Genomic DNA, 13,211 nt, shown 5'->3' with positions numbered 1-13,211 from the left:
GCTAAATATATAGGGTAAGAATACTGATATTGAGGACACCCAAGGGTGTCCTCAATAACTTAACCTATTACTTGTCTTCGTCCTCTACAACCTCATAATCTGCATCAACTACATTTTCTTTATTAGTAGTTTCATCACCTGAGCCATGTGCTTCTCCTTCAGCCTGCTGTGCTTGTTGATACATTTGTTGAGAAATTGCATGGAAAGCATTTGTTAAATCTTCAATTGATTTTTTCATATCTTCTACATTATCACTTTCAAGGGCTTTTTTCAACTTTTCTACTTCTTCTTTTACTTTTGACTCATCCTGAGCACTTACTTTCCCTTCAAGCTCTTTTAATGTTTTTTCAGTTTGATATATTAATGAGTCTGCTTGATTTCTCACTTCAACACTTTCTTTACGTTTTTTATCTTCTTCTGCAAACTGCTCTGCTTCCTTAATTTTTCTTTCAATTTCTTCATCGTTTAAGTTACTTGAAGCAGTAATTGTAATATTCTGCTCTTTACCTGTTCCTAAATCTTTAGCAGATACATTAACAATACCGTTGGCATCGATATCAAAGGTAACTTCAATTTGTGGAATTCCTCTTGGTGCTGGTGGTATTCCGCCTAACTCAAATCTTCCAAGGGTAATATTATCCCCTGCCATTTGTCTTTCTCCTTGTAATACGTGGATATCAACTGCAGGTTGATTATCAGCAGCAGTAGAGAACACCTGACTCTTTCTCGTAGGAATTGTTGTATTTCTTTCTATTAATTTTGTAAAGACTCCACCTACTGTTTCAATTCCTAATGATAATGGAGTTACGTCTAATAATAATACGTCTTTTACTTCTCCTGTAAGTACTCCTGCTTGAATTGCAGCACCTAAAGCAACACACTCGTCTGGGTTAATACCTTTATGTGGATCTTTACCCGTTACACTTTTTACGGCCTGTTGTACTGCTAGTATTCTAGTTGAACCACCAACCAAAATTACTTTATCCACTTCATTAGCGGATAATCCCGCATCGCTCATAGCTTTTTTAACTGGTCCTAAGGTTTTTTCTACTAAGTGAGATGTAATTTCATCAAACTTAGCTCTTGTTAAATCCATATTCAAATGTTTTGGTCCTGTGCTAGTTGCAGTAATAAATGGTAGATTAATATTTGTTGTCATAGTACTAGAAAGCTCTTTTTTAGCCTTTTCAGCAGCTTCATTTAATCTTTGTAAAGACATACTATCTTGTCTTAAATCTACACCTTCTTGCTTTTTAAATTCTTCGGCAATATAGTCTATTACTACTTTATCGAAATTATCTCCACCTAAGTGGTTATCTCCACTTGTTGATAACACTTCAAATACTCCATCACCAAGTTCTAGTATAGATACGTCAAATGTTCCTCCACCTAAGTCATATACTAATATTTTTTGATGTTCCTCTGTTTTATCTAGTCCATATGCTAACGATGCAGCCGTTGGCTCGTTTATAATTCTTTGTACATTAAGTCCTGCAATTCTACCTGCATCCTTGGTTGCTTGTCTTTGACTATCTGAAAAATAAGCTGGTACTGTAATTACTGCATCTGTTACAGTCTCTCCTAAATAAGCTTCCGCATCTGCCTTTAATTTTTGAAGAATCATTGCAGAAATATCTTGAGGTGTATATTGTTTTCCATCAATATTTACTTTGTGATCATATCCCATTTGTGTTTTAATGGACATAATTGTTTTATCAGGATTTACTACTGCTTGTCTTTTCGCAGGTTCCCCTACAATTCTCTCTCCATCTTTACCAAATGCTACAACTGAAGGTGTTGTTCTATTTCCCTCGCTATTTGCAATAACTACTGGCTCTCCACCTTCTAATACAGCAACACATGAGTTTGTAGTTCCTAAGTCAATTCCAATTACTTTACCCATCGTGATTTCCTCCTTATATATAAATATTTTAAAATATTATTTTATACTTTATCTTGATACTTTAACCATTGCTGGCCTTAATACTCTATCATTTATTTTATAACCTTTTTGGAGTATATCTATAACACAGTTAGCTTCTCCATTTGTTTCCTCCTGCATTACTGCATAATGAAGATTCATATCAAAAGGTTTTCCTAAAGCTTCAATTTCTTCTACTCCATGTTTAGTTAGAGTATCTATTAATTGCTTATATACTAAATTAATTCCTTCTAATAAAGAATTATCTTCATCGATATCGGTTTGGGACTGTATAGCCCTTTCTAAATTATCTATTATATTTAGCAAATCCGATGCAATTTTTTCATTTGCATAAAGATAAATTTCTCCTTTTTCCTTTTCTACACGCTTCTTGTAGTTTGAAAAATCTGCTTGAAGTCTCTGAAATTGGCTAAAAACATCTTCGTATTCTGCTGTCTTTTCTGCTAATTTCTCTTCTAAATCTTTAAAGTTTTCATCTGTTTCCTCAATTTCATCCAAGGTAGCTTCTAGGTTGTTATTCGCAGTTTCTTTGTTTTCTTCTATGCCTTCAACCTCTTCTTGTTTAATATCCTTCAAAATATTCCACCTGCCTTATTATCATTATAATTTTATGTAAAAGAGCAAAATTAACATCAATCAAAACATGGATAGAAGTGTAAAATGCTAAGCACTTTACACCATCATTCTATCTATTTATATCTATTCTTCAGCAATTCACTAATAACTTTGCTAACCTCTGCCATTACACTTACAACAGTAGAATAATCCATCCTTGTAGGTCCAATAACACTAAGCCAGCCCAGAGTTGTATTATCTACCTTATAGGTGGCTGTAACTAAGCTACAATCCTTTGCCTCTTTATATATATTTTCGCTTCCAATTGAAACACTAAGGCCTTCATTGCTAAAAGAAGTAATTAAACTACTTAATAGTTCCTTTTCTTCTAACAACTCTAGAAAGGATTTTGCCTTAAAAATATCATTATACTCCGGAAAGTTAAATATGTTCATGGCTCCATTTAAAAACATATTTATATGACTAACTTCATCTAAAGATTGAAATATTTCAGGAATTATTTTATCTATTATGCTACTAGAATTTATAAACTCTTCACTTAATATTTCAATTAATGATGCCTCAATGTTTTTAATAGCCAAACCATGAAGTTTATCATTTAAAAAGTTGGACATCGTTTGAAAACTACTTTTACTAACTTGATCACTTAATCTGATAATAGGTTTCTTTACCATACCACTATCTGTAACTATGACAGCCAACATATTCTCTGTATCAATCGGAACTAATTGAATATGTTTTAATTTACTTTCCTTTATTTGTGGTGCTAAAGCAACAGCTGTATAGTTAGTAAGCTGTGACAATAACTTTGAGCTATACTGTAATATTTGCTCAATTTCAGCAACCTTATTAAACAAGTCTAATTCCAAATAATCTCTTTCAATATCCACCATCTTTTTTAATGACATAAATTCATCTACATATAATCTGTATCCTTTGTCAGACGGAATACGCCCTGCTGAAGTATGAGGTTGTATAATAAATCCTAATTCTTCTAAGTCAGCCATTTCATTTCTAATTGTTGCTGGACTTACTCCCAGATCATATTTTTTTGATAATGTTCTTGAACCAACTGGCTCTGCTGTTTCAATATAATCCTGTATAATGGCCTGAAGTATTTTAAGTTTTCTTTCATTCAACATAGAACCACCTCGGATTGTTAGCACTCTATCTTGTTGAGTGCTAATGATTCTGTCTTTAAAATATCATTTCATTTTATTTTTGTCAATAGTTTTTTTCATATTAATCTAATAACATTTCTTGAAAAACAATATTAGAAAGATCAATACCCTTTTGAGTAAGTTTAATATGCTTTTCATCCCAATATAGTAGATTCTGTTCTTTAAACTTATTAATCTGGTACTTATATATTTCAAAGGGCGAAATATTGAATCGCTTAGTAAATTCTTCTATAGAAACTCCTTCCATCATCCTTAAACCTAAAAACATAGTTTCGCTAATTTCATCCTTAATTGAAACATCTGTTTCATTTTCTATAGGTACTTTACTCTCTTTCAATAAGCTAATATATTCTTCTATTTGATTTACATTGCTAAATCTCTTTTTATTAAAATAAGAATGTGCTCCCGAGCCTAAACCTATGTAGGGTTTATTCTGCCAATATATTAAATTGTGCTTGCATTGAAATCCCGGTTTAGCAAAATTAGATATTTCATAATGATTATATCCATTTTTCTCTAAGTATTCTATTGTATAATGATACATTTTTAATTCTAATTCTTCATCAGGAAGTATAATTTTTCTGTTTTTTACCCAATCATAAAATGGAGTTTCTTTCTCAACTATTAAACTATATGCTGAAATATGGGGTATTTCTAATGATACAATTTTCTCCAAACTTTCTTCCCAGTCACTTTTCTTTTGCCCTGGCAGAGAAAACATTAAGTCTGTATTAATATTTGTAAATCCTGCATTTCTGGCTTCCTCTAAATTTTTTATATAATTCTCAAAGCTGTGGATTCTACCTAATGTACTTAGTAAATTATTCTGACATGCTTGCAGTCCTATGCTTAATCGATTAATTCCGCTCTCATAATATGTTTTTAAATTATCATAAGTCAAAGTCCCTGGATTAGCCTCCATAGAAACCTCCGCACCATCCTCTATTGAGAAGTGTTTGTCTACTGTCTCCATAATCTCAGCTATTTGGTTTCCACTTAAAATAGATGGAGTACCACCACCGAAAAATATTGTACTTATTTTATAATCCTCTAAAACAGATTTATATAGAACTAGTTCTTTTTTTAATGATGTTATATAATCATCAATTAGATGTTTCTTTCCACCATAAGAGCTAAAATCACAATAGTAACATTTTTTTTCACAGAAAGGTATGTGTATATATAGTGATATTAAATTCATATTTTTATTCACCACCAATTCATTTAGGTTTTACCTGATAATATAAAACTAGTAGCACTCCCTAGGGCATACTACTAGTCTTGTAGATATTATTAATCGTCTAGCTTAAGTACAGACATAAAAGCTTTTTGTGGCACTTCTACGTTTCCTACTTGTCTCATACGTTTTTTACCTTCTTTTTGTTTTTCAAGAAGCTTTTTCTTTCTTGATATATCTCCGCCATAACACTTAGCTAATACATCTTTTCTAAGTGCTTTAATAGTTTCACGAGATATTATTTTAGCTCCAACTGCTGCCTGTAGTGGTATTGGGAATTGATGTCTAGGAATTTCATCTTTTAATTTTTCACACATAGACTTACCTCTAGAGTATGCCTTGCTCTCATGCACTATAAAGGATAATGCATCTACCTGCTCACTATTTATCAGAATATCCAGTTTAACTAAATCGGACTGACGATATCCTATAAGCTCATAGTCTAAAGAACCATATCCCTTTGTCCTTGATTTAAGCGCATCAAAGAAGTCATAAATTACTTCATTTAGAGGCATTTCATAATGAAGATTTACTCTAGTGTCGTCAATATACTGCATGTCTTTCATTTCACCACGGCGATCTTGACATAATTCCATAACTGCGCCAACATAAGTATTTGGAACCATAATTGTAGTCTTAACAATAGGTTCCTCCATAATACGTATTTCCTGTGGCACAGGCATATTTGCAGGATTCTGAATCATTAAAACTTCACCATTTGTTTTAGTAACCCTATATATAACACTAGGTGCTGTAGTTATAAGATCAAGATTAAACTCTCTTTCCAATCTTTCTTGAATAATCTCCATATGAAGAAGACCAAGAAAACCACATCTAAATCCAAATCCTAATGCTGCTGATGTTTCAGCTTCAAAAACAAGTGCAGCATCGTTTACTTGAAGTTTTTCTAGTGCATCTCTTATATCTTCATATTTTTCACCTTCTGCTGGGTAAATACCACAATACACCATTGGATTAACTTTTCTATACCCTGGTAGTGGTTCTAATGTTGGTCTTGATGCATCAGTAATTGTATCACCTACACGACAATGTCTAACATCTTTAACACTGGCAGCTACATATCCTACATCTCCAGCAGATAAATACTCCATAGGTATAGCTCCTGGCGAAAAGGCACCTACTTCAACAACCTCAAATTCTTTATTAGTAGCCATCATTTTTATTTTCATACCTTTTCTCATTTGGCCTTCCATAACCCTAATATAAGCTATAACTCCTTTATAGCTATCATAATACGAGTCAAATATTAATGCCTTCAATGGAGCATCCTCATCACCAGTAGGAGATGGTACATTTTTCACAATAGATTCTAATACATCTTCAATATTTAATCCTTCTTTTGCAGAAATTAAAGGTGCTTCACTAGCATCTAGTCCAATAATATCTTCAATTTCGGCTTTAATTTCATCTGGCCTAGCACTTGGTAAATCTATTTTGTTAATAACTGGTACTATCTCTAAGTCTTGCTCTAGAGCTAAATATACATTTGCTAATGTTTGTGCTTCTATACCTTGTGCCGCATCTACAATTAAGACAGCTCCTTCACAAGCTGCTAAACTTCTGGATACTTCATATGTAAAATCCACATGTCCAGGAGTATCTATTAGGTTTAAATAATATTCTTCTCCATCCTTTGCTTTATACACAAGGCGGATTGTTTGTAGCTTTATTGTAATTCCACGTTCTCTCTCTAAATCCATATTATCTAGCATCTGGTTTTGCATTTCTCTTTGAGAAATTAGCCCTGTATATTCGATAAGTCTATCCGCCAAGGTAGATTTGCCGTGATCTATATGGGCGATAATGGAAAAATTACGAATTTTCTTTTGTCTATCGCTTGGCATACCTCTTCCTCCTTAATTATCTTCGATCTATTGGTATGGCTCACGCTTTCTGTAAGCCTAAGGTCAAGCATTACCTACTCGCAATAAGTACAACTAAGATTCAGATGGAGTTAAAATTCCACCTGAATCTAGTTTTTTTATCGCATAATCCTTTCAATTATATCACAATAGCTTTGTATTTTGTAGCTATAAATAAACAATTTTTAAGATTTAATATTTATATAAATTTTATCAAAAAAATGTCGGGTTATCCGACATTTTTATTGTAATACTTTTTGCCATTTATTTTCAATAAATTTTTTTATATTATAAGTCACTTCGCCAAATTCTGCAAATCTTTTATTTATTTGGTCTTGTATCTTTGACATATCAACTAAATGAGACTCGCCCATTATATGTACTATATATTGTCCATTTTCTAATTGTTTATATCCTATTAAACTATACTCATCTATACCTAACATTCCTCTTATTTCAAAATCTACAGCTATCAATCCGAAGATTAGTAAGATAATCTGTGCAAATAGACATATTTTAAAATATTTTTTTGATTTTTTTTCTACTTTTTTACGTTCGACTCTGCTCATCCACATCACCATTAATATTGTGGACTTTTTTATATTTTTTAAACCTATTCTTCTAATAATTTTAATGCATCACCCAAAACATCTGCCAAATAATATCCAGCTTTTTTTGCTTCCTCTATAGTGTTAGTATTGCTTCCTAATTCTATTAAAGCAGCATTATCGGTTAAAAATTGATTGTAGCTTCCATATCGATTTACTAAAGGTTCTTTACTAAAACCAGGGTATTTACTATCACTTACAGCTTTAACAAAATGAGCAAAACTCTCTACTTCTTTTCTGTTTTTAGTTTTACCACCAATAACAAACTGAAAACGTGCAACATACTCACCATTTATTTTAGTTCTGCTATTTTCAATTAAACTTAATCTATCTGATCTTGTAGTAATCTTATCGTATCCATCTCTGTGTATATCTAAAACAACTTTTATTGATGGATTTTTTTCTAATATACCTTTAGCTGTAACAACAGACCGTCCATATGAACCGTTATAAGATGGATAATCATGGTATGTATAATCATGTATTACATTATAACCTCTTTTCTCTAGCTCTTTAGTAACAATGTCTGCAACGGCAATTACAGTATATTCCTTTCTTAAACTATGAAAATTCCCCTCTGTTGCTGGGTTATAGGATTCCGTACCATGGGTATGATAAATTAAAATACTAGGCTTATCTTTCTCAATAGCTATAGACTTAGGTCTAGGTATATTTGCTAAGTCTCCATTAGAGATAGGATTTAGACTATCCACAACGCTTTCTTCACCTACTACATATATTCCTTCTTCTATTTCTCCAATATCATCTTGATCAGTTAATTCATTTTTATCAATATAGTATTCTGAGTCAATATTTGTATCTACTGTTACTGTTTTTTCTTCACCATCATAATCAACAAAATGAATTTCTCTAGACCAGTCCTCTTCTATTTCTTCATAATTATCATTTTGAGGTATGTTTGCCATCAAGGTTTCATGATGTGCAATTACTACTGGAAACTGAGCTTGTACAAAAGTTAATGGATTCTTAAAATCGATTATAAATATACTGTTAAAAAATGAAGTGTATACTTCTTTAAATGAAAAGACTGGTTTATATTGCTTTTCAACCTTTCTATTTGGAAACATATGCTGAAGTGTCTTTATTAAAAAATTATTATCTACTTTTTCATCTCTATCTAATTTAAAGACTTCACTCTGATAACTTTCGTTATTAGTTAAAACTAATGACTCTTTGTTTGATATTAACCTTACCATTGAAAATAAAACTAGCAAAATCAATAGTAAAATAATGATGTTATAATAACTTCTTGGTAATTTTTTTTTGTAATGACTCAAGTGTAGCACCTACCTTTTCATAAGTATTATATAAATAACTATGAAAAGAATAGGTGCTTTATTCCTCTAATAATAATAGTTAATGTATATAACGGTTAACATCTTTTAAATCGATTCCTGGATGGACAGCAATATTTATACCATTTGCAATGATTTGTGAAAGGTTAACAATTATTTCATCTACTTCTTTTGGAGTGACAATTATATTAGCACTATATGGCTCTAAAATTTCTCTAATTAAATCATATTTCTCTTCTTCTCTTAACTCTTTTAACATATTATAAAATTGTGATCCAACCTTTGCCTGTCTAGAAAAAGCATCAATTACTCTCTCTATTGTGTCACTAGTCAAAGTTGCAGCATCTACTACTGTTGGGACTCCTATAGCTATTACTGGTACTCCTAAGTTGCCCTCATCTAAAGCCTTCCTTTTATTTCCTAATCCAGATCCAGGTGTAATTCCAGTTGTTGAAATCTGTATTGTGGAGTTAACTCTCTCCATTTTTCTTGAAGCTAGTGCATCTACAACAATAACAATGTCTGGTCTTGAGTTTTCCACTATTCCCTTTACTACTTCACTTGTTTCTAATCCTGTAGTTCCCATTACTCCTGGAGAAATAGCACTTACCTCAGAAACATCTACATCATCTTCTTTATTATATAACTTAAATAGATGCCTTGTAACAAACACCTTTGATACAACTTTAGGACCTAAAGCATCTGGTGTTACATCCCAATTTCCAAGCCCTACTACAAGTACTTTAATATTATTCTTCTTTGGCAATATAGCTTTAAGCTCTTTTGCTAGCAGCTTGCTCATTTCGTCCTTAAAATCTGCATCGGCCTTTCTAAGGCTAGCACTTTCCAATGTAATATATTTCCCCCTTGGCTTTCCAATAATTTGTGCGCCCTCATCATCTAGTACTTCTACTCTTGTAACTATAACATCTCCTATTTCTTCATTATCAATAGCAACACCAGGGATTTCTTCATTTTTTTCTTCCTGATAAATCTCCCTAGCTTCTAAAGCTAAATCTGTACGTAGCTGAAACATATTTCCACCTTCTTTACATAAATTATAATCATATACTTAGCTTAATACTTATTATCTGTAAATTTACAATAATTATTGTAAAACTTCTAAATATACATTACTAAAAATTTATAATACAATGTTTTTAGTAATCGAATAATGTATATTTTAATTGGTTCATGTTAATAAATTAAATATAAATTTATTATTTATACTCCAAGAGAGTATATTTCTTTTTATTATTGATGACTTTTATAGAAATAAAATACTAGTAATATTTTAAGCACTTGAATTTTAAAGCTTAAGCTTTAAATTCAGTGCAACATAAAGTATTGCATAGCAATAGAATAATTTTAAGTGGGCTATGAATCAATGTAATAGCATTAGACGAATTTTTCTATTGCATTCTATATGGTTTTCTGATAAAATTACATGTGTTAATGACACACAAGGGGGTGAACACGTTGGCAAATATCAAATCTGCACAAAAAAGAATTTTAGTTATTGCTAAGAAAACAGCACAAAATAGAATGATCAAATCACAACTTAAGACTGCAATCAGAAGATTTGAAGAAGCTTTAGCCGCTGAAAACTATGAAGAAGCAAAAACAAGATTAAGACTTGTTGAGAAAAAACTTCATCAAGCTGCTGCTAAAGGAACTATTCATAAGGCTAAGGCGTCAAGAAAAGTTTCTAGACTTGCTCAAAAGCTAAACAAAGCAATATAATAGCCCCTTAATTATCTGATAAAAACCGTGTCTTAGTGTTTGCAAATAAAAAAACCAAGCGTACAAATGTACGCTTTTTTGCTTTCATTAGATTATTTAGACATTTCCATAACCAACATTTCTACAATCATTTTTTCATCTATCTTTCCTGTTTTAATCATTATATCTGCTTCCAAAAACTTATTTAAAAGCTTCTTTATACCTTCTATAGTAAATTGTTTGCTTTGTGTGGCACACTTAGATGCTACAAATGGATGTATACCTAATTTAGATGCTATCATCTTACTAGAGTAACCTTCTTCCAGTAATAGCTTCGCCGAAAGTATATTTTTAATTTGATTTCCTAATGTAGTTAATATTTTTAAAGTAGGCTCTCCATCTTCCAATATATAGTTTAATCTTTTAATAGACTCAGAAGCATTACGCTTTTCAATGGAATCTAATAGCTTAAATATATCATTTTGAAAACTTGAGCTTAATATTTTTTCTATGTGAATCTCTTGAAGTTCTGTTTCTTTTCCCATAAATGATATGACTTTTTTTATTTCATTTTCTACATCCAACAGACTTTGAGATGCATTTCTACCTAAGTAATCCAGATTGCCCTTAAGGCATGCTATCTCCTTAGTTCCTATAGATTTACCATAGGTTTTAAATATCTTTTTAATCCACCTATTAAATTCTTCTTCGCTAAGTTTTGCGAACTCTACTATATCACCATATTTTTTAATTTCTTTTACAATTTTTCTTCTAGTATCCACAGATGAAACACCATAAAAAACAATAGTTGTGCTTTTAGGTATTTGTTTAATATACTCAGTAATATATTTTTCCTGTTCTTCAGAGAAAATCTTAGACCTTCCTTGAAAAATATCCAAGCCATTTACATATATCAATTTTTTTTCTGCCATAAATGGCAGTGTTTCACATGCATCTACTATTTTTTCAACACTGATTTCTTTACCTTCAAGAATTGTAAAGTTAAGCTGTTCGAAACTAGGATCAACTATTCTTTCTTTCAATGCTTCCAAGGCATTATTAATTAAATAAATTTCCTCACCATAAAATAAATATATATTTTTAATTTCATCCTTTTTAATAGAATTCATTATTTCTTTATAACTCATATGTATTCACTAACCCTTCTTCCTTAAAATTGCTCTTTTCTTTTTGTTTATATATAAAATAAATAATTGCAAGTATTATATAGTATCCAAATATATATGTAAATTTCACTTCATTAATTTCGAAACTTCCATAGGGTATTATAGCACATTTTGTAGAAATCCAATTTATATAATTTAAAAGCTGATTAGTTATTTGATTTATTAAATAACCTAGCCTAAATGATGTAATTCCAAATAAAACACTTACAAATACTATCGATAGCATAGGACCTAATATAGGTACAATTAGGAGGTTCGTTAATAATGATATTATTGATATTTGTTTAAAATGATATGCCATAATAGGTAAAGTTCCTATTTGAGCTGCTAATGTAACTGATAGTAATGTGCCTACAAACCCTATCTTTTTGCTTAGTTTTTCATTTAAAATAGGGTTTAATAATAAGATACTTAAAGTAGCAATAAAAGATAATTGAAAAGAAATAGAGAAAATAGTCATTGGTCGATAAATTAACAATATAAAAGCAATAAAAAATAAAGCGTTTATACCGTCATACCTTCTTTGTAAAAAATATGCAATAACATATAAAATGTACATAATTCCTGCCCTTACTATAGATACAGGAAAATAAACCATGTATGCGTAAAAAATTAAAATGGCAACAATAAAATATAGTCTATTATTCCTGGCAATCTTTATTAATTTTAAAAATCTATCTACTACTATCACTATTAATCCAACATGTAGTCCTGAAACAGCCATTATATGTGCTGTTCCAGTTTTAGAAAATGCATTAAGTTTATCCTTTGATAAGTATCCTTGATTACCAAAAACAATACTTTTTAATATATTACTATTTTCAAAATCTAAAGTACTATTTAAGAAATCTTCCAAATAAATTTTCGTTCTATAACTTATATGTCTTATACCTATAGGTTTACAATATGAATTACTATTAATTTTTATATTTTCAGAGTTTACTTCTAATATGTACTCAATACCTTTACTGTTTAAAAAAAGTTCATAACTATTTGGCTTACTAACACTCATATTCTGCAGTAGCTTAATAACTCTTGTATGGTCAATTTCAATTATATCGTCTACTTTAAGTACAGATTCATTTGCTGAAGACTGATATATTTTTAATTGTGCATTTTTATTCACCTTAACATTTTTGTTTATTTTATCTGTAGATAAACTTAGTATTTCTACTTCATATTCACTAAAACCCTTTTTAACAGAACCTTCTTTTAAAACCTTCACATTTATTAAGGTATTGAAAGTGGCAGAATTTAATAGTATATCTCCTGCTATACTTTGTCCATAAAGATATGCTCCTAAAGTAACAACTGTTAATAAAATAAAAATTGCAAATACCCTTTCATAAAACAAAAGCACTACTAAAGCTATTATAGTAGCATATAGTACATAATATATAGAAATAGAATAGTTTAATAAATAGGCCCCTACAATTCCGATTAAAAGAGAAATACATAAAGAGATAAAGGGTCGTTTCAATTTAATCCCTCCTTATCTTTATGTATTTTCTCTACTTACATTAAATTCCCTCTTAACATTTTAGATTTTATAAGAATTA

11 protein-coding genes are annotated in these 13,211 nt (G+C 30.6%); 1 reads left to right on the top strand and 10 read right to left on the bottom strand.

Features of this window, described 5'->3' with window-relative positions; all coding sequences use genetic code 11:
- Positions 1-67: 67 nt before the first annotated feature.
- From dnaK to gpr, 8 genes are all read right to left on the bottom strand, one after another.
- On the bottom strand, positions 68-1,903 hold the full coding sequence (gene dnaK / locus KQI88_RS04465) for a molecular chaperone DnaK (RefSeq protein WP_216415124.1): 1,836 nt from the start codon (positions 1,901-1,903) through the stop codon (positions 68-70).
- Between the two features lie 48 nt (positions 1,904-1,951).
- Positions 1,952-2,518, bottom strand: a complete 567-nt coding sequence (gene grpE, locus KQI88_RS04460; protein ID WP_216415123.1) for a nucleotide exchange factor GrpE — start codon at positions 2,516-2,518, stop codon at positions 1,952-1,954.
- 113 nt (positions 2,519-2,631) lie between these two features.
- A complete protein-coding gene (gene hrcA / locus KQI88_RS04455) occupies positions 2,632-3,660 on the bottom strand; it encodes a heat-inducible transcriptional repressor HrcA (RefSeq protein WP_212378749.1) in 1,029 nt (342 codons plus the stop codon).
- Between the two features lie 100 nt (positions 3,661-3,760).
- On the bottom strand, positions 3,761-4,900 hold the full coding sequence (hemW, locus tag KQI88_RS04450) for a radical SAM family heme chaperone HemW (RefSeq protein WP_216415122.1): 1,140 nt from the start codon (positions 4,898-4,900) through the stop codon (positions 3,761-3,763).
- Positions 4,901-4,992: 92 nt separating this feature from the next.
- Positions 4,993-6,801, bottom strand: a complete 1,809-nt coding sequence (lepA, locus tag KQI88_RS04445) for a translation elongation factor 4 (protein ID WP_216415121.1) — start codon at positions 6,799-6,801, stop codon at positions 4,993-4,995.
- 260 nt (positions 6,802-7,061) lie between these two features.
- Positions 7,062-7,388, bottom strand: a complete 327-nt coding sequence (locus KQI88_RS04440; protein ID WP_216415120.1) for a hypothetical protein — start codon at positions 7,386-7,388, stop codon at positions 7,062-7,064.
- 44 nt (positions 7,389-7,432) lie between these two features.
- Positions 7,433-8,725: a stage II sporulation protein P gene (spoIIP, locus tag KQI88_RS04435; protein ID WP_216415119.1), complete on the bottom strand. Its 1,293-nt coding sequence runs from the start codon at positions 8,723-8,725 to the stop codon at positions 7,433-7,435.
- 79 nt (positions 8,726-8,804) lie between these two features.
- Positions 8,805-9,779, bottom strand: coding sequence for a GPR endopeptidase (gene gpr / locus KQI88_RS04430; protein ID WP_216415118.1), 975 nt, complete (start codon positions 9,777-9,779; stop codon positions 8,805-8,807).
- 443 nt (positions 9,780-10,222) lie between these two features.
- Between gpr and rpsT the strand changes: the two genes are divergently transcribed.
- Positions 10,223-10,486, top strand: coding sequence for a 30S ribosomal protein S20 (gene rpsT, locus KQI88_RS04425; RefSeq protein ID WP_212378761.1), 264 nt, complete (start codon positions 10,223-10,225; stop codon positions 10,484-10,486).
- Positions 10,487-10,578: 92 nt separating this feature from the next.
- On the opposite strand, the gene holA is transcribed toward rpsT, so the two are convergent.
- Together holA and KQI88_RS04415 are read right to left on the bottom strand one after the other, a co-directional pair.
- A complete protein-coding gene (gene holA / locus KQI88_RS04420) occupies positions 10,579-11,613 on the bottom strand; it encodes a DNA polymerase III subunit delta (RefSeq protein ID WP_216415117.1) in 1,035 nt (344 codons plus the stop codon).
- Complete coding sequence (locus KQI88_RS04415) at positions 11,603-13,132, bottom strand: ComEC/Rec2 family competence protein (protein WP_216415116.1); 1,530 nt, start codon at positions 13,130-13,132, stop codon at positions 11,603-11,605. The genes holA and KQI88_RS04415 overlap by 11 nt, the downstream gene beginning before the upstream one ends.
- Between the last annotated feature and the right edge of the window lie 79 nt (positions 13,133-13,211).

It is taken from the genome of Alkaliphilus flagellatus, from assembly GCF_018919215.1.
Lineage (GTDB): Bacteria > Bacillota > Clostridia > Peptostreptococcales > Natronincolaceae > Alkaliphilus_B > Alkaliphilus_B flagellatus.
Note: the sequence above shows the minus strand (reverse complement) of the source record. Positions and strands in the feature narration are given on the sequence as shown.

Excerpts from the sequence above, each read along its gene's own strand:
- dnaK (WP_216415124.1), bottom strand. The coding sequence starts at position 1,903 with ATGGGTAAAGTAATTGGAATTGACTTAGGAACTACAAACTCATGTGTT.
- hrcA (WP_212378749.1), bottom strand. The coding sequence starts at position 3,660 with ATGTTGAATGAAAGAAAACTTAAAATACTTCAGGCCATTATACAGGAT.
- hemW (WP_216415122.1), bottom strand. The coding sequence starts at position 4,900 with ATGAATTTAATATCACTATATATACACATACCTTTCTGTGAAAAAAAA.
- lepA (WP_216415121.1), bottom strand. The coding sequence starts at position 6,801 with ATGCCAAGCGATAGACAAAAGAAAATTCGTAATTTTTCCATTATCGCC.
- KQI88_RS04440 (WP_216415120.1), bottom strand. The coding sequence starts at position 7,388 with ATGAGCAGAGTCGAACGTAAAAAAGTAGAAAAAAAATCAAAAAAATAT.
- gpr (WP_216415118.1), bottom strand. The coding sequence starts at position 9,779 with ATGTTTCAGCTACGTACAGATTTAGCTTTAGAAGCTAGGGAGATTTAT.
- holA (WP_216415117.1), bottom strand. The coding sequence starts at position 11,613 with ATGAGTTATAAAGAAATAATGAATTCTATTAAAAAGGATGAAATTAAA.